Origin of the sequence: Burkholderia sp. Bp9031 (assembly GCF_003857965.1) — a bacterium.
Lineage (GTDB): Bacteria > Pseudomonadota > Gammaproteobacteria > Burkholderiales > Burkholderiaceae > Burkholderia > Burkholderia ambifaria_A.
This window is the reverse complement of sequence record NZ_QTPW01000055.1, coordinates 12,035-29,338: the sequence shown is the minus strand read 5'-3', so window position 1 is coordinate 29,338 and position 17,304 is coordinate 12,035. Positions and strand designations below refer to the sequence as shown.

Annotated in this window: 16 protein-coding genes; 9 read left to right on the top strand and 7 right to left on the bottom strand. The window is 64.7% G+C overall.

Going from position 1 to position 17,304, the window contains the following annotated elements:
* Positions 1-78: 78 nt before the first annotated feature.
* The gene (locus DIE15_RS35450) at positions 79-1,326 is read right to left on the bottom strand and encodes an ROK family protein (protein WP_057930274.1); all 1,248 of its coding nucleotides are present in this window, start codon (positions 1,324-1,326) and stop codon (positions 79-81) included.
* A 642-nt stretch (positions 1,327-1,968) separates the two neighbouring features.
* Here DIE15_RS35450 and DIE15_RS35445 point away from each other — a divergent pair.
* The 3 genes from DIE15_RS35445 to DIE15_RS35435 are packed head-to-tail and all read left to right on the top strand — an operon-like array spanning position 1,969 to position 3,564.
* Positions 1,969-2,517 (top strand): DUF4142 domain-containing protein, encoded by a 549-nt coding sequence (locus tag DIE15_RS35445; protein ID WP_057930273.1) that lies wholly within the window; start codon positions 1,969-1,971, stop codon positions 2,515-2,517.
* Entirely contained in the window at positions 2,498-2,863 is a 366-nt protein-coding gene (locus DIE15_RS35440; protein ID WP_057930272.1) for a cupredoxin family copper-binding protein, read from the top strand. Before DIE15_RS35445 ends, DIE15_RS35440 begins: the two co-directional genes overlap by 20 nt.
* The gene (locus DIE15_RS35435; protein WP_057930271.1) at positions 2,860-3,564 is read left to right on the top strand and encodes an RNA polymerase sigma factor; all 705 of its coding nucleotides are present in this window, start codon (positions 2,860-2,862) and stop codon (positions 3,562-3,564) included. The genes DIE15_RS35440 and DIE15_RS35435 overlap by 4 nt, the downstream gene beginning before the upstream one ends.
* A gap of 202 nt (positions 3,565-3,766) precedes the next feature.
* On the opposite strand, the gene DIE15_RS35430 is transcribed toward DIE15_RS35435, so the two are convergent.
* The 3 genes from DIE15_RS35430 to DIE15_RS35420 all read right to left on the bottom strand — a co-directional run bounded on the left by DIE15_RS35430 (position 3,767) and on the right by DIE15_RS35420 (position 7,342).
* Positions 3,767-5,023, bottom strand: coding sequence for an MFS transporter (locus tag DIE15_RS35430; protein WP_057930275.1), 1,257 nt, complete (start codon positions 5,021-5,023; stop codon positions 3,767-3,769).
* A gap of 166 nt (positions 5,024-5,189) precedes the next feature.
* A complete protein-coding gene (locus DIE15_RS35425; RefSeq protein WP_124835758.1) occupies positions 5,190-6,368 on the bottom strand; it encodes a chromate transporter in 1,179 nt (392 codons plus the stop codon).
* A complete protein-coding gene (locus DIE15_RS35420) occupies positions 6,365-7,342 on the bottom strand; it encodes a chromate resistance protein ChrB domain-containing protein (RefSeq protein ID WP_185734610.1) in 978 nt (325 codons plus the stop codon). Before DIE15_RS35420 ends, DIE15_RS35425 begins: the two co-directional genes overlap by 4 nt.
* Positions 7,343-7,526: 184 nt before the next feature.
* Here DIE15_RS35420 and DIE15_RS35415 point away from each other — a divergent pair, with 184 nt between their 5' ends.
* From DIE15_RS35415 to DIE15_RS35395, 5 genes are all read left to right on the top strand, one after another.
* Positions 7,527-7,799 (top strand): metal/formaldehyde-sensitive transcriptional repressor, encoded by a 273-nt coding sequence (locus DIE15_RS35415; protein ID WP_057926231.1) that lies wholly within the window; start codon positions 7,527-7,529, stop codon positions 7,797-7,799.
* Positions 7,800-7,810: 11 nt separating this feature from the next.
* Positions 7,811-9,091 (top strand): CDF family Co(II)/Ni(II) efflux transporter DmeF, encoded by a 1,281-nt coding sequence (dmeF, locus tag DIE15_RS35410; RefSeq protein ID WP_124835756.1) that lies wholly within the window; start codon positions 7,811-7,813, stop codon positions 9,089-9,091.
* A 15-nt stretch (positions 9,092-9,106) separates the two neighbouring features.
* The gene (locus DIE15_RS35405) at positions 9,107-9,292 is read left to right on the top strand and encodes a DUF1289 domain-containing protein (RefSeq protein WP_057926233.1); all 186 of its coding nucleotides are present in this window, start codon (positions 9,107-9,109) and stop codon (positions 9,290-9,292) included.
* A gap of 7 nt (positions 9,293-9,299) precedes the next feature.
* Positions 9,300-10,505, top strand: a complete 1,206-nt coding sequence (locus DIE15_RS35400) for an MFS transporter (RefSeq protein WP_124835755.1) — start codon at positions 9,300-9,302, stop codon at positions 10,503-10,505.
* Between the two features lie 523 nt (positions 10,506-11,028).
* A complete protein-coding gene (locus DIE15_RS35395) occupies positions 11,029-12,333 on the top strand; it encodes a dicarboxylate/amino acid:cation symporter (protein ID WP_057926235.1) in 1,305 nt (434 codons plus the stop codon).
* 288 nt (positions 12,334-12,621) lie between these two features.
* Here the strand turns inward: DIE15_RS35395 and DIE15_RS35390 are convergent, their stop codons facing one another.
* Positions 12,622-13,674 (bottom strand): RNA-guided endonuclease TnpB family protein, encoded by a 1,053-nt coding sequence (locus tag DIE15_RS35390; protein ID WP_124835754.1) that lies wholly within the window; start codon positions 13,672-13,674, stop codon positions 12,622-12,624.
* Positions 13,675-13,823: 149 nt separating this feature from the next.
* On the opposite strand from DIE15_RS35390, the gene DIE15_RS35385 reads away from it, so the two are divergent.
* Positions 13,824-15,758 carry an SMP-30/gluconolactonase/LRE family protein gene (locus DIE15_RS35385; protein WP_124835753.1) on the top strand — a complete coding sequence of 645 codons (1,935 nt, stop codon included), beginning with the start codon at positions 13,824-13,826 and terminating at the stop codon, positions 15,756-15,758.
* A 51-nt stretch (positions 15,759-15,809) separates the two neighbouring features.
* Here the strand turns inward: DIE15_RS35385 and DIE15_RS35380 are convergent, their stop codons facing one another.
* Both DIE15_RS35380 and DIE15_RS35375 read right to left on the bottom strand, forming a co-directional pair.
* Positions 15,810-16,259 carry an N-acetyltransferase gene (locus tag DIE15_RS35380; RefSeq protein ID WP_057926238.1) on the bottom strand — a complete coding sequence of 150 codons (450 nt, stop codon included), beginning with the start codon at positions 16,257-16,259 and terminating at the stop codon, positions 15,810-15,812.
* 66 nt (positions 16,260-16,325) lie between these two features.
* Complete coding sequence (locus DIE15_RS35375; protein ID WP_124835752.1) at positions 16,326-17,282, bottom strand: hypothetical protein; 957 nt, start codon at positions 17,280-17,282, stop codon at positions 16,326-16,328.
* Between the last annotated feature and the right edge of the window lie 22 nt (positions 17,283-17,304).

Below are 17,304 nucleotides of genomic sequence, written 5' to 3'. Positions count from 1 at the left end.
AGGCTGACGTTGTCGAGTGCGCGCACGGCCGGGAACGTCTTGCTGATTCCGCGCATCTCGAGCAGCGGTCGGGGCGAGTTAGAACGAGACATAGGCGACCTCTTGCGTATCCAGACCTGCACCTCTCAGAATCCCGGAGCGCGGTGAAAAGTTGAAGAACATCGGCAGCGTCGCGGCGCCGATCGCACCGGCGTCGGCACCGAACGTGCCGCGCACGAGTTCCGGAGCGCTGCGCGCTTCCGGCGTGATGTCGGCGAGCGCGACTTGCAGGCGTTGCATGAGCGTGTCGAGCAGGCCGGCATCGATGTCCGAATCGAGGACGACAACCGGCGAATCGAGTACCGACAGCACCGCGCGCAGGGCGAACGCGAGGGCATCGACACAGTCGTCGATCCATTCGTCGACGGCCGGCAGGCCGCGCGCGATGCAGTCATCGAGATCCGCGCGGTTCTCGACCGTCTCGCCGCAATAGCGCAGATGCCGGATCAGCGCGCTCAACGACGCACGCGTCAGGAGGATGTCCCAGGCGCCGTGCGGCGCGGGCGCCGAGCGCAGGCGACTCGGTTGCACGGGCATCACGGCGAAATCGCCGGCGTTGCCGGTGCGGCCATGCAGGCAGTCGCCGTCGATCGCGATCCCGCCACCGATGACCGGTCCGAGGAACAGATAGACGAAATTGTCGCGTTGACGGCCGCAGCCGTAGAAGAGCTCGGCGATCGCGGCGGCATTGCCGTCGTTCTCGCTGAACACCGGCAGCGGAATGACGCGGGCGAGTTCTCTGGCCAGGTCAATTTCCGCCCACGCGCGGAAGGCTTCGGCCGGAAGACCGAGTTCGCGCAGCCAGCTACCCAGGTTGAAAGGGTGGGCAACGCCGACGCCCGCCAGCCGATCGCGGTCCTGTGCGGGCAGAAGCCGTTGCAGTTCCTCGATGTCGCGGCGAACCAGTTCGAGCACGGTCGCGGGCGGCGGGAGAAGGGTGTCATGGGAGCGGCGGCCGATGACGTCGCCCGCGAAATTGACCAGCGCAGTTTCGATGCGCATGCGGTCTACGCGTACGCCGATGCCGAATGCCCCATTGGGATCGAGACGAATCAGCGACGCCGGCTGGCCGCGCTGGCCTTCGGTGCGGCCGGCGAATTCGATCAGCTTCGCGTCGGCAAGGGACGTGATGATGCTGCCGACCGCCGTGCCCGTCATGTTCGCGTGACGGGCGAGATCGGCCTTCGACGCACTGCCGGCACGGCGCAGCGCCTTCAGCAACAGGCGCTCGTTGTAACGGCGCACGTTGACCGAGTTGCTTCCCTGGCCGATGTGCGGGCTTCTCATGGCGTCTCCGTCTCCTTCCATATCGCGCCGTCTGTCGACGCATTAAATAAATCAAGTTGATTTATTTAAGCATGCGCCCTTGGCAAAGTCAGTTAGGTAAACCCCGGAAGTGGCAGGGTCGCGGTCGACCATGGTTGGAAACCTCGATTAATCAGATGGTTGCCGTTCTCATCGGTTTCCTGTTCTTCCCGTCGATCCGTGCTGCTCGTGACTGCAGCGGGCGTGTCTCGCGCGATGTTTTGTAGGGTGTTTGTAATATTTATCTGGTTCGTGGCGTTCAGAGGGAGTCGAATGGCGCGGCACTGCTCGTCTCGGTACGGGGATTCGCGGCCGCCGGGCGGATTTGCTTTGCGACGTCATTTCACTCGAGACGGGAGCGCCGGAATGAAGCAGCGAACGTACGTTCCGGGTCTGCAAGCATCCAAAATCGATCTGCATCAGTGGCAGTCATCAATCGCGGAGTGGCGTGACCATGTGGGAGGTCTCCCAAAGACGACGTTCCGAGAATTTCCGTGCCCAAGGAAACCTTTTCCGAGCGCCCATGGAAACGCAGCCGAAAGTCGTGACGTCTATCGCCACAGAACCATCCATCGTCGAGCGACGTGGATGATCGTTCCGCTTCGATTCCACTGGAGAAATCACATGACACTCATGCACAAGCTATCCGTCGCGGCACTGCTTTCCACGCTGCCGCTTGCGGCCTCCGCGCAAGGGACGCAACTGACGGACCCGCAGATCGCGGCGATCGTCGTGACGGCCAACCAGGTCGACATCGATGCCGGCACCCTCGCGGAAAACACGACGCATACGAAACCGGTCAAGAACTTTGCCGAGTTGATGGTCACCGATCACACCAATGTGAACAAATCGGCGGTCGCGCTCGCGACCAGGCTGAACCTGAAACCGGAAACCAACGCGACGAGCGACGCGTTGAAGAAGGAGGGCGATGACAACGTCGCCGCACTCAAGGCGCTCAAGGGGCATGCATTCGACAAGGCGTATGTCGATCACGAGGTGGCCTATCATCAACAGGTGATCGATGCGATGGACAAGATGCTCATTCCGTCGGCGAAGAACGACGAACTGAAGGCGCTGCTGGTGAAAGTGCGGCCGGCATTTGTTGCCCATCTCGAGCACGCTCGCGCGTTGCAATCAACACTCGGCGGCGGCAATGAGAAGAAGTCCTACTGAGCCCCGGCGCTCGACGGCGCGGCGGCGCGCCGCGTGCCGGTTCATCGTGCTGGCGGCGCTGGCGTGTGTGGCCGCGGACGTCGCGGGCGGCACGACGCACCGGATCACCATCGAAGGCATGCGCTTTAACCCGGCCAGCCTGACGGTCGAGCGCGGCGACACGATCGTCTGGGTCAACCGGGATCTCGTCGCGCACACGGCCACGGCAGCGGATGTGTTCGATTCGCACGAAATCGCACCCGATGCGTCGTGGACGTATGTCGCGAATACGCCAGGCCGCCATGCGTATATCTGCACGTTTCATCCTGCGATGAAAGCGACACTGATCGTAAAGGGCAAGCCATGATGCGCAATGCGGGCGATCGTGAATCGCCCACCGTGCCGCTTTCCGAGGAAGACGACCGCACGCTAGCCGCGCGCGTCGCGAGCGGCGACCGCGCTGCGTTTGAACAGTTGATGCGTCGCTACAACCGGCGGCTCTACCGGCTGGCCCGTGCGACGCTGCGCGACGACGCGGAAGCCGAGGACGCACTGCAGGAGGCCTATCTGGCGGCGTTCCGCGCGATTCCGCATTTTCGCGGTGACGCGTCGCTGTCGACCTGGCTATCGCGGCTCGTGCTCAACGAGTGCCATACGCGCCAGCGCCGCAGCGCACGGCGCGACACGATCGCGCCGATGGTCGCGCTGTCGGCGATCACCGACTTCGAGCGGGAAATCATGGATGCAGACCAGAACGAATCCCCGGACCGGGCGCTGATGCGAGCCGAATTGCGCGCATTGCTGGAGCGCAAGCTCGATGCATTGCCCGAAGCGTTTCGCATCGTGTTCGTGATGCGCTGCGTCGAGGAATTCAGCGTCGAGGAAACCGCCGAGTGCCTCGGCATACCCGAGGCGACCGTGCGCTCGCGGCATTTCCGCGCAAGGAGCCTGCTGCGCGAGTCGCTCGCGCGCGAAATCGACCTGGCCGAGCGCGACGTGTTTTCATTCGACGGGGAACGCTGCGACCGGATCGTGCTCGGGGTGCTGGCGAGAATCGGTCCGGTTTGACGGTCGGCGGCCGCGGCAACGGCCGATAGGCCGCCGAGCGTTTCAGATCGGTCGGGGAGGTGTCGCGTGACGCAGGGTGTCACCGATCTTCCTCGCCGTCACGGCGTCACGTTTTTGCACCCTTCGCCAGATCGACGGCCTTGCCCTTGATGCGTCGCGTTGCATGGTCCCTCGTTTCCCTGTCGTTCGAACATGGGCGCATTTAGCGCGCTCGGTCGTCGTTTGGTTTGACGTGCCGAAAAGCGGTCAGCAGCGACAGGTCATACGCGATTTTCAGTGCGCCGCATGCAACCAGTGGTGCACCAAGCCAGCCAAGGCTGAACAGACCTCCGGCCAACGTCGGCGCGACAGCAGCCGCAAGGCTGCGCGGGACGGATGTCAAGCTGGCCGCTGCCGGTCGCTCCGCCGGCGTGACGACCGCCATCACGTAGGCGGTCCGTGTCGGTACATCCATTTGCGACAGTGCGCTGCGCATCAACAGCAGCGTCAACGTCAGCGGCAGCGACGGTGCGAGAGCGGCGCCGATCAGGCATACGCTCGACGGGATATGCGTGAACACCATCGTGTTCAGCAGGCCGATCCTGCGGGATAGAGGAGCGGCCGCGAGCTGCGAGCCGGCCGAAAGCAGGCCTGCCCAGAAGAAGAACTGGCCGGCAGCGGCGATCGAGAGCCCGAAACGCTGCATCAGCCACAGCGACAATAGCGAGTTGACGACGAGACCACCCGCGAACGCGTCGACGCTGAACAGCATCGCAAGCCGCATGACAATCGGGCGCGACGGGCCGAGCGGGGGAGCGGCCTTCGACGCGTGGATATCGGAGTGCGGCAATCGCCGGTACAGCACGAAGACGGCAACGCCCGTCACCGCATAGACGAGAAACATGCCGCGCATCGCGCCAAGCGCGGGGATTCCGGCATGCGACGCAATCCAGATCGGCAGTCCCGCCGTCAGGGAGCCGACCGCCGCCGATACGGCCCCGACGAGGCTGTATCGTGCAAACAGCGTCGTGCGCGCGTCGCCGTCGGCGGCTTGCGCCAGACGCGACTGTTCGAGCGGCAGAAACAGGCTGACATCGCCGGAACTCGGATTGAGCGTGCCCGCGAATGCGATGACGAACAGCGGCCACAACGTGGAGAAGCTCGCGAAGCCGATGCCTGTTGCCGCCATCAACGCCGCCGCGAACGTCAACATGCGTCGCTGCGTGAAGCGACTCGCCAGCATGCCCACTATGATCGTCGCGATCGCGGAGCCCAGCAGCGTCGTGGTGCCGATCAGCCCGACGTCCAGTTTTGATAACCCGAGCGACAGCAAATACGCGGGCAACAGCACGGCAATGAATCCATCGCAGAAGCCACGCATGCCGCGGCTTGCGAGGATGAGCCATGCGGCCCGATCGGCGCCTGCCGGTAGCATCCGGCCGGCGAGCCATGACGCGGACCGGCCGCTAGGCAAGTGCATCACGCCGGCACCATGCGTCGCGTGCGTCTGCGGTGCGATCGATATTCGCCCGTTCACGCGTCATCCGCTTCATTGCGTTTCTCCTGTTCAGCGGGCCGAGGTTACGCGGCAACACCGCTGCACGAACGTCGTCCGATGCGTCTAGATCGCTCCCCCGCAGCGCGGATCAATGATGGAGCAACGGGTAGGCCACCAGCCCGACGAGCGCGGCGGCGGTGACGACGACCGGCTCCTGCAGCTTCTTGAAGCGCCACAGCAGCAGCACGGTCGCGACGGCGAGCAGTGCGGTCGGCATGTCGACGATCGAGCGCTTTGCGATCACGAGGACGGAGCCCGTGATCGCACCGACGGCTGCGGCGGTGATGCCGTCCACGAACGCCTTGACGGCTGGACGGTGCCCGTACTTCTTCACGTACGGCGCGGGAATGATCGTGAACAGGTAGCAAGGCAGGAACGTGCCGAGCGCCGCGACGCACGCGCCGGGAAAGCCTGCCACCAGATACCCGATGAAGCCGACGGTGATCACGACCGGGCCGGGCGTGATCATCGCGACCGCGACGGCATCCACGAACTGCTTGTCGTTCAGCCAGTGATGTTCGGTGACGACGCCGCCATAGAGGAACGGCACGATCGCGAGCCCCGAGCCGAACACGAACGCGCCGGCCTTCATGAAGAACGCGCCGATCTGGACGAGCTGCGGCAGATCGATGCCGCTCAATATTCCGCTGGCCGCCGGCAGGTTGGCGGCGGCAACCGCACTCAGCCCGCCCCGGTGCAGCCACTTGGGCGGGGCGCGCCACAGCCAGCCGACCAGGCCCGCGACGACGAACAGCCACGCGATTTCCGATTCCGTGATGAAGGTCACGGCGGCAAGCGTCAGGAAGATCGCCCGGAGCAGCTTGTCGCGGCCGACGGTTTTCGTCGTGAGCTTGTAGGCGCTCATCGCGATGATGCCGACTACCGCGGCGCCGACGCCGTAGAAGACGGCCTGCATCCAGGACAGCCCGCCGAAATGCGCGTACGCGAACCCGAGTGCCAGCACCATCAGGAACGACGGCAGCACGAACGCGAAGCCGACGAGCGTCGCACCGAGAATGCGGTAGTGAACGAAGCCGAGATAGATCGCGAGCTGGGCCGCCATGGGCCCGGGCGCGAGCTGGGCCAGCGTGAGTCCTTCCTTGTAGTCGGCTTCCGTGATCCAGCCGCGACGCTCGACCAGGTCGCGGCGCATGTAGCCTGCGAGCGCAACCGGCCCGCCGAAACCGAACGTACCGAGACGCAGCATGTAGGCGACCAGCTCGCCGAGCGAATAGGTCGGTTCGGTCGTGGCGATGGCAGTGGTCATGACGTGGTTCCGGCGTCGTTCTTTCCGGTCGACGAGAAATGCGCGTACACGGCGTCGAGCACGGCGCCCATCTGCTCGAGCAACTGGTCGTCGTTCTCCGCGCGCTGGCGCGTGCCGGCCATCACGGCCTCGAAGCCGACCGCTTCGGGCGCCACGCGGCCGCCCACGTCGAGCGCGTGCACGATCTCGCCGAGCCGCAGCAGCGCAGGGTCGTCGTCGAGCCCGAAACTGGCCAGCAGCACCTCGAACGTCACGCGTTCGCCGACATGCGTGAATGTCGCGCCGTCGAAATCGAAGCCCAGTGCGTCAGCCGGGCAATCTGCGGGCGACGCGAGCCAGATGAAGCGGGCGCGTGCGTCGATGAAGCGGCGGATCAGCCACGCACTCGAGACGCGATCGACCCACATCCGCTGCCGCGTCGCCCACGTGCGGCCCTGATACGCGTCGATTGCCAGCGGACGGATCGCCCGGTCCGCGGCATGCGGCTCACCCGGCGACAGCACGGTGTCGACCAATGCGATGAAATCCTTCAGTGCGACTTCGGCGCGGGTGGCTGCGTCATTCGGGAAGTAATCGATCGCCCGGATGACGTCGAAATCCTTGCGTACGCGTCGCAGCAGGCGCGTGAGTTCCGTGGCGGATTGTCCGGCGAGGGCCTTGCGGGCTTCCGCAAGGGTCTGGATAAACGCGGCGTAATCCTCCCCGCGATCGAAGCGCGCTCGGAATTCCAGTTCCTGCGACGCGTCCTGGCTCGGGGCGCGTAACAAGTGAGCCGTGCCGCCGCTTTCGGCAATGGCCCCCGCCAGGTCGCGCAGCGTCCCTTCATGCGCTTCGGTGTACGGCAGCAGATAGATGCCGTCGCGCAACACCGCGCAGCCCTTTGCCTTCAGGGCGCGCCAGAACCGCATGCGCGCCGTCGCGTTTCCTGTCGGAAGGGTCAGAACGAGGAGCGACCATGTCGTGAGCGAATTCATGTAGTAAATGCTACTCAAGCGTTACGAGTTCTACAAACCGACTTTGACGACGGCTGCAAGGGCGTGACGGCCGGCGATCTGCGAGGTGATCCTTGTTTGTCTGATTGTTCGCGGATATACCCCCTCCCCCTATACGGAAAAGCGATTCGGTATATAGTCCCCCCCGGTATATGAAGGGACTGCCATGAGCCACACCATCAAGGAAAAGCAGAAGCTGCTGAACCGCGTCCGTCGAATCAAGGGACAGGTCGAAGCGATCGAACGCGCGCTGGAGGATGAGCGCGGTTGCAACGAGATCCTCCGGCTCATCACGAGCGGCCGCGGCGCGATGAACGGCCTGCTCGCGGTCGTGCTCGAGGATCACATCCGCAGCCATCTGGTCGACGCTGAAGAGCACGCCGACGAAGGCAGTGCGACCGAACAGCTGATCGAAGTCGTGCACAGCTACTTCAAGTAATCGAGGGCGGAATGAGCCATTTCAGTGACGACGCCTTCGGCGCAGGACATGACCACATCTTTCTCGGCGCCGCGCACGAGCAGAACGAACGCAGGACCTGGATGGTCATCGGGCTGTGCGCGGCGATGATGGTGGCCGAGATCGTCGGCGGGTCGATCTTCGGTTCGCTGGCGCTGATCGCGGACGGCTTGCACATGTCGACGCACGCGGGCGCGATGCTGATCGCCGCGTTCGCCTATACCTATGCGCGCAAGCATGCGAGCGATCCGCGCTTCGTGTTCGGCACGGGCAAGCTCGGCGATCTGGCCGGCTTCACGAGCGCGATCGTGCTCGCGATGATCGCACTGCTCATCGGCTACGAGGCGGTCGCGCGCCTGCTCGCCCCGGTGCCGATCCATTTCGGCGAGGCGATTCCGATCGCGGTTGCCGGCTTGCTCGTCAACATCGCGAGCGTCTGGCTGCTGAGCGGCGATCATCATGGCCATAGCCACGGTCATGGTCATCACCATCATCACGGGCATGCTCACGACGAACACGAACACGAAGAGGAAGCGCACCGGATCCTCGATCGGCAGGGCGTATTTCTCGTGTCGGTATTCGAGGATGGCGTCCCGCCCGTTTTCCGCGTGACCCCTGCGACGAACGATACGAAGCACGTCGACGCGAGCGCCGTGTCGGTGACGACGATCCGTCCGGACGGTACCCGGCAGGTGTTCGCGATGGACAGCCGCGGCGGTTACCTGGAGTCGGCCGATGCCATCCCCGAACCGCATGAATTCAAGGCGATCGTCCGCTTGAACGGCCGCGAGCACGAACTGGCGTTCGAGGAGCACGACCATGGCGCGTCCACGGTCGCCGCGCGCGATCACAACATCCGCTCCGCATACATCCACGTGATCGCCGATGCGGCCGTCTCGGTGCTGACGATCGTCGGGCTGCTGCTCGCGCGCGCTTTCGGCTGGGTCTGGATGGATCCGCTCGTCGGCATCATCGGCGCGCTGGTGATCGCGAACTGGTCATACGGGCTGATGCGCGACACCGGCGGTATCCTGCTCGACATGAATTCGGACCGTCGTCTGACGGACAACGTGCGCGGTGCCATCGAGGGCATGGGCGATCGCGTCGGCGACCTGCATGTCTGGCGGCTCGGGCCCGGGCACATGAGCGCGGTCGTGTCGGTGGCGACGGACGACCCGAAGCGGGATGCGCGCTTTTATCACGGCGTGCTCCAGCGGTTCAGGAACCTGTCGCACGTCACCGTCGAAGTCGTGCCTGCGGCGCGCGGGCAATAAGCGAGGGCAATAAGGATGGCGGTCAAGTCCCCTTGCGTCGACGTCTGTTCGTTCGACGGCAGGACCGGTTATTGCGTGGCGTGCCTGCGAACGCGCGAAGAGGCGCGCGGCTGGAAGAAGATGACGGATCACAGGCGTCATCAGATCGTGAACGACCGCGCGCGGCGGCACGCGAAGCTGACACGGGATACCACCGACTGATCACATCATGAACGCTCCATCGCCGATTGCCGGCAAGCCTTCGATTCCGCGGACCGTGTGGGCGTTGGGCCTCGTGAGCCTGTTCATGGATCTGTCGTCCGAGCTGATCCATGCACTGCTGCCGATCTACCTGGTATCGACGATGGGGATGAGCGTCGCGGCGCTCGGCATCCTCGAAGGGGCGGCCGAAGCGACCGCGATGATCGTCAAGGTGTTCTCCGGCGCGATCAGCGACTGGCTCGGGCGCCGCAAGGGGCTGCTGCTCGTCGGTTACGGCCTCGCGGCATTGACCAAGCCGTTGTTTCCGCTGGCGTCCACGCCGGCCGTGGTCGTGGCGGCCCGTCTGCTCGACCGCGTCGGCAAGGGCATTCGCGGCGCGCCGCGCGACGCGTTGGTGGCCGACCTCGCACCCCCCGAAATCCGCGGCGCGTGCTTCGGCCTGCGTCAGTCGATGGATACCGTGGGCGCGTTTCTCGGCCCGATGCTCGCAATCGTGCTGATGCTCTGGTTCGGCGACCACATCCGGACCGTGCTGTGGTTCGCCGTGGTGCCGGCCTTCGTCGCGATCGCGCTGATCGTCTTCGGCGTGCGGGAACCCGATCAGGCGAAAGCGCACCGGCGCTTTCACTCGCCGCTGCGCTGGCGCGCGCTGCGCGAGTTTCCCCGCACCTACTGGTTTGTTGTCGCGGCCGGCGCGACGTTTACGCTCGCGCGCTTCAGCGAAGCGTTCCTGGTTCTGCGTGCGCAGCAGACCGGGCTCGACGCCGCATGGATCCCGGTGGTGATGGTCGCGATGAGCATCGCTTATTCGCTGTCCGCGTGGCCGATCGGTGCCTTGTCGGACCGGCTCGATCGCCGCGTGCTGCTCGCAGCCGGCATGGTGCTGCTGATCGCGGCCGACCTGCTGCTCGGTATCGGCACGTCGACGATCTCGATGTTCGCTGGCGTGGCCGTGTGGGGGCTGCACATGGGCTTTACGCAGGGCATCCTCGCCGCGATGGTGTCGGAAACGTCGCCGGCCGCGCTGCGCGGAACCGCGTTCGGCGTATTCAACCTGGTGAGCGGCATCTGCATGCTGCTCGCGAGCAGCGTCGCCGGCGCGCTGTGGACGCGCTTCGGCGCGTCGACCACGTTTCTTGCCGGCGCTGCGCTGGTCGTGGTGCCGCTGTGCCTGTGCCGCTTCATGCCGCGACCGGGCACACCAACGGCGTGAGGCTTCGCCTGCCGTTTCTGTCGTTTCTGTCGTTTCTGCCGGCGTTCCGCGTTCGGCCGGTGTGACGCCCGGGCACGACAGGGCACGACAGGGCACGACAGGGCACGACAGGGCACGACAGGGCACGACAGGGCACGACAGGGCACGACAGGGCACGACAGGGCACGACAGGGCACGACAGGGCACGACAGGGCGCGACAGGGCGCGACAGGCGCGACAGGCGCGACAGGCGCGACAGGCGCGACAGGCGCGGGTTGCGAACCGGCGTCGCGGTCCGCCGGCCGCCGATCGGCGAAAGCCCGCCACACGCGCCTTTCCGCGTCGCCCCCCCGCCTTTGCTTTCAGATTTGAAAGATTGTCCGGCGTTTGCGATAGAATGCCTCCCCTGTTCGCCGTGGCCATGCCCACGGACGGACTCCGGCACGCGAAACGGCGCTCGCCGCACTGGCGGAATTCCGTCTCCATTTCGATGCCGGCGATCTGCCTGTCATTGGAAACACACGTACTGTAATTTGGATTGCTAATGAAGAAGCACAACATCACCCGGTACATCGTCATCGCGATGGCGCTGGGCATCGCCGTGGGCTACGCCTGTCATAGCGCGTTTCCCGACCCGAAAATGGCCAAGGAAGTCGCCGGCTACGTGTCGCTGCTGTCCGACGTGTTCCTGCGCCTGATCAAGATGATCATCGCGCCGCTGGTGTTCGCGACGCTGACGGTCGGCATCGCGCAGATGGGTGACAGCGGGTCGGTTGGCCGCGTGGGCGTGAAGGCGTTCGGCTGGTTCTTCATCGCGTCGTTCACGTCGCTGGTACTCGGTCTCGTGACCGCGACGATCCTGAAACCGGGCAGCCATCTGAGCCTGCCGCTGCCGGCCGCCGATGTGGCGCTCAACCTGAAGACGGGCGCATTCACGCTGAAGGACTTCGTCGTCCACCTGGTGCCGAAGTCGATCGCCGAGGCGATGGCGAACAACGAGATCCTGCAGATCGTCGTGTTCTCGATCTTCTTCGGCACCGCGCTGTCCGCGCTCGGCGACGCCGGCAAGCGCCTGACCGGCGTGATCGACGATCTCGCGCAGGTCATGCTGAAGGTGACGGGCGCGGTGATGTGGTTCGCGCCGGTCGCGGTGTTTGCCGCGCTGGCGTCGACGATCACGACGGAAGGGCTCGGCATCCTGCTCACGTTCGCGAAGTTCATGGCGAGCTTCTATCTGGCGCTGGCGCTGCTGTGGGGCGTGCTGACGCTCGCCGGCGTCGCATTCCTCGGCAAGCGCGCGTTCACGCTGATCCGCCTGATTCGCGAGCCGTTCCTGCTGTCGTTCGCGACGGCGAGCTCCGAAGCCGCGTATCCGAAGCTGCTCGACGCGCTCGACCGGTTCGGCGTGAATCGCAGGATCTCGAGCTTCGTGCTGCCGATCGGGTACTCGTTCAACCTCGACGGCTCGATGATGTACTGCACGTTCGCGGTGCTGTTCATCTCGCAGGTGTACGGGATCGACCTGCCGCTCGGCACGCAGATCACGATGCTCCTGATGCTGATGGTGACGTCGAAGGGGATGGCGGGCGTGCCGCGCGCATCGCTCGTCGTGATCGCGGCGACGCTCAGCCAGTTCCATCTGCCGGAAGCCGGCCTGCTGCTGATCATGGGCGTCGACATGTTCCTCGACATGGGGCGCTCGGCCACCAACGCGGTCGGCAACTCGATCGCGGCGGCCGTGGTCGCGAAGTGGGAGGGCCAGCTCGGCGATCCGCGCGACGACGTGGATTCGGGCGGCGGCGGCGAGATCAAGCAGGTGGAGGTGCGGGAGACGGCGACGTCCGCGTGATGTTCCGGTAGTCAATGATGTTTTCCGGCCTGGATTCGACAGGGATTCAGGCCGGCGCGAGACCCGCCGGCGACCTTCCCGATTCGCCGAACAAGCCCTCCGCCAGTTCTTCAATACGCCGCATTCCAGCCAGCGGTGACATGCCCGCAGGCGAACACCCGTTTTCCCCGATAGTCGTGCCGGACGCGTAAGTGGTCATTCACTCTCGCGCAGTCGTCTGCAGCGCATCTCTCGCATGCGCGGGCGGTCCGCAATTTTTTTCGATTTATTTGACGTCATCCTCCGTGTCTAAAGGCGGAGGATTCCCACACCTGGCGATGCACGTCCGCATCGGAGAATGTTCACGGCAGCGTTGGTATCTCGATCATGCTCGACACCACAGTCACGGCAGGCCCACTCTCTTATTCGCAGTCCCGCGATAGCTTTCGGCCGCGTCGTGCTGTCTTTCGACCCGCACGCCGAACAGGACTGGGTGGAACCGCTTTCGTCGACTTCTTCGAACGTGGCCCCGTGCGCGATCGCTTTGTAACGGAGCTTGTTTCGGAAGGACGACCAGGATGCGTCGTAGACGCTCTTCGCCATCCTGGTTCTGGCGAGCTTCGCGGCCGACACGTTGCCGACCGCGATGTAATCGAAGCGCCGCACCAGATCGAGCGCGAGCTTGTGTTGGAAATCGGCACGGGCATTCGCGACCTTGGCGTGCAGCTTCGCGATATGCCGCTTGTGCTTGCGTGCTCGCTGGGCTTTCGCGAGCTTTTCCGCCGCTTGCCGGCCGAACCGATCATTAGGCAGCCTCTCGCCGGTCGAAAGTGTGACGAAGTCTTTCAGACCGAGATCGATGCCGACACCGGAACGGATCGGTCGGGCCTGAATATCGGGTATCTCGATCACGATGTTCAAGAACCAATGGCCGCGCGCATCCTGCGCAAAGTTGGTCCCGTCCTTGATCTTGCCGTCGGGAAGTGGGCGGCTATTGAACACGCGGAAGGTGTTGCCGGCAAAGCGAAACGCGTCGCCCTCGCGCTTCAGGTCGCGGCCCTTCAGCGGCACCCAGCCCAGCGATTTCCTGCCGCGATAGCGCAGGTAAGGCCGACGATGCTGACTGCGCGACTTCGCGTATTGCTCGCACGTCGCGTTGATCGTGCCGGAGTGGATGCCGAGCGCCTTGCTGCTCCCGGTCGTCAGCACGTTCAGATCGAATCCCGTCGGCCACTTCTTGCTCCACTTGAGCGCGTGCTTCTGCGTATCGTTGCGAAAGTTCCAGACGTAGTTCACCGCACGGCTCTGCTTGTTGAGCAGTCCGTTGAGCGACTTCACGCGGTAGCGGTAGACAAGGATCATGCCGTTGATCCTAACCCGTGGAAGAAGCTGTCTGTCAACAGCACTCCTTTCCTTCCCGCCATCCGCCCCGAAGGAAGTCCCCTTGGGGGAAATAGCGGGGTCTCTCGGAGCAAATTCTGATGAAAAAGCCATTCAGGAGAGCATTAGCCATGGTCGCCAGAAAACCGATTCAGGCCGTGCTGCTCGCCGTCGCGATCGCCGCGATTGCGCCGGCGGGACATGCAGGCAATACCACCGACTGGCTGGCGAACACCTATGGCACGCTCGCGGCGCACGTTGGCAACGTCGCGCGTTCGATGTGGGTTGCGCCCGAAGGCGTGATCTATACGGCATCGATGTGGGACGAGTATGAAGGCGGTGTCGCGATCTATCAGAACGGCAAGAGCATCGGCTCGATCGGCACGCATTCGGAATTCCAGGGCAGCGCGATCACGGGCAACGCGACCTCGCTGTTCGTCGCGCTGCAGCCCGGCAGCGGGTACGGCAGCGGCGCGATCGGGCGCTACAACCGCGCGACGCGTTTTCGCGACAAGCTCATTCAGGTCACCGCCGCGACGAACCAGCCGCGCATCGACGTCGTCACCGGGCTCGCCACGGCCGGCTCGCTGCTCTATGCGAGCGATTTCTATGGCAATCGCGTGCGGGTGTTCACGACCGACGGCGTCTGGCAGCGGGACATCAACGTGTCCGCGCCGAGCGCGCTCGCGATCGACGGGGCGGGGAACGTATGGGTCGCGCAGAAAAGCGCGGGCTCGGTCGTCGAGTTCAGCCCGACCGGTGCGCTGCTGAACACGATCCGGCTGGCCGCCGGGTCGCAGCCGTCGGCGCTCTATTTCGATGCGGCGGCGGCACAGCTGATGGTCGGCGACGAAGGTCCCGACATGAACATCAAGCGCTATGGCGTGTCGGGCAGGCCTGCGCTGGCCGGCACGTTCGGCGTGCGCGGCGGCTATCTGGACACGACGACGGGCATCAAGGGGCAGGTCGGCGCGAAGCGCTTTACCCGCATCGCCGGGATCGGCAAGGACACGGCCGGCAACCTGTACGTGCTCAACAACCCGTGGGGCGGCAGCTGGGATCTCGGCCGCAATGGTGCGACCGACATTCACGCGTACAGCAGCGCCGGCAGCCTGCGGTGGACGCTGCAGTCGCTCAACTTCGAAGGTATCGCCGCACCGGATCCGGTCACGGACGGCGCGCTGTTCTACAGCGGTACGCACGTGTACAGCGGCACCGCGGGCGGCACCTTCGTCGCGAACACCGTCGATCCGTTCACGTATCCGTCGGATCCGCGCATCAATATGAGCGACACGCAGCGCGACGAGCACTTCGGGCTGCTGACGTCGGTCGGTGCGAACCGGATCCTCGTTGCAGCGGGACAGAATCCGCCGGTTTACTACTTCTTCCACTTCAACGCGGCCAACGGTTACGTCGCGATTCCCGACGGCTCGATTCCGGGGCCCGCGTTCAATACGACCCGGCGCGTGTCGGCCGGCTTCAGCCTCGACAGCAAGGGCGGCGTATGGGCCGGCCTCGACAAGACGGGCGCCATTTATCACTATCCGCTGACCGGCTTCGATGCGAGCGGCAAGCCTGCGTGGGGGCCGGGCGTGCCGACGCCGGTGCCGGCCAGCATCCAGCCGCTGACGCGCGTCGTCTATCTCGCCGACAGCGACACGATGGTGCTCGCGCAGGGCGTGGTCGGGAGCACGGACTGGACGTCGATCGGCACGCGCATCGAGGTGTATCACGGCTGGAGCGCGGGCAACACGACGAAGCCGAATCCGGTGATCACGCTGCCGCACAGCGGCGCGAAGTCGATCGACGCGGCCGGCAACCATCTGTTTGTCGGCTACTGGTTCAGCAGCAGCGGGCCGCTGTGGCCGAACATCGACGCGTTCAACCTCGACACCGGCAATCTCGACACGACGCTCGTCAACGCGAGCCCCGCGACCGTCGATACCAGCAGCGCGATCGATGCGATGTACAGCGTGCGCGCGTACCGCCGTTCGAACGGTGAATACGTGGTGACGAAGAACAACGTGAAGGGGAACAGCATCACCGTTTATCGGTGGACGCCTTGACGGTGGCTGCGCGGCGCACGCGATGACGCGGCGTCGGAACGCCGCGCCGCTTCATGCGCGCCAAATCAGATTCGCACTGGTTTCCGTTTCCGACGCAACGCGGAAGCCGAGGCGTTCGTAGAGGCGCCGCGCCGGATTGCCGTGCAGCACGCTGAGCGACACGGGCACGTGTTCTTGTGCCGCTTCGATCAGCAGTTCGCGCAGCACGGCTTCGCCGATGCCGTGTCCTTGCCGTGAAGGGTGGATCTGGATCTGGTGGACGTGCCATTCAGCGGCGGAGCGCGTGACCTTCAGCAAACCGATCGCGTTGGTGTCGGTGTTCGTGCCTTCGCAGACGATCATCGCATCTTCGAAGTTCGCCGCGATGCGCAGGTGGTGTGCTTCATCGTCGGTGGGCGCACCGACGCGTTGCAGATGCTCGGTCATCGTGAGCCGACGGAGCGTCAGCAGAAAGGGCAGGTCGGACGGAGACGCGGGGCGCAGGTGGATCGCCGGTTTCATGATCGATGTGGATGTGCTCGGAGGCCCGAGCCTCGCAGCCGATGATTCCAGCATTCGCGACGCAGGTCAAAGGCCGGCCAGCGGAATCTGCCGCCCGGCCGGGCGATGCTCGAGGACATCCGTGACTTCGTATTCGGTTTTTGCTCCGTCCGAGGTTTGCCACTGCTGCATACGGACATTGCAGACGAGCACGTCACCCTTGCTGAAACTGATCTGGCTGTTGTTCACGCGCGACAGGAAGCCGGTATCCGTGATCGCCGCGTGAATCGTCGACGCGCCGTCGTACAGCCGCCACTTGTTGTCGTCCTTGAAAGCGAGCGACACGATCGAGAACGCCATCTTTCGATGTTCGTCGAGGATGAGCGCATCGGCTTGTCCGGGCGCGCGAAACCATGCGATTTCGTTGCGGGTGACCGTCTCGAATATCTCGGTGTCGGTGCCTGCGGCGAACATCACGACGCCTTCGCGCGCGAGCGGCGCAAGCACTTGCTCGGTTGCCTGTCGGACGCCGATGTCGCGCAGCAGCGTGAGGACGGAAAGGTCGATCTCGAGTTGCTCGCCGTCCACGTGAAGCAACGCTGTGTGGTCCTGCATCTGCACCCGCTGGATCTCGCGCCCGCGCAGCCACTTGAGAACGGCGAAGAGACCCTTCCTCGCCTTGGGCGCGGCGATGCCGAGCGCGGTCAGGATCGTGACCGCGTTGGCCAGCGCCGTGCCTTCGCTGCCGCTCAGCATATCGCGCATGCGACTGAGCAGCGAGGTCGCGAGCGTGAAGTCGATGCCGAAGCTGCCGGCTTTGAAGCTGCCGCGCACGTTCACCTGCGGTCGAACCTGATCGCCGCACAGTGCGCGGGCCGACGCTTCGAGCAAGCCCCCGATCGCAAGCAGTGCGGGCGCGAGTTCGCGCACGTCCATTTCGGAGGATTCGAGAGCGGGGCCGTCGTAAGTGACGCGAAACTGGCTCATGTCGTCGAAGAGGCCGATATCGGCCCGGCCGGTACGGTTTTCATTGCGTGCGGTCATGCGAAATGTTGTCTACAGCCGT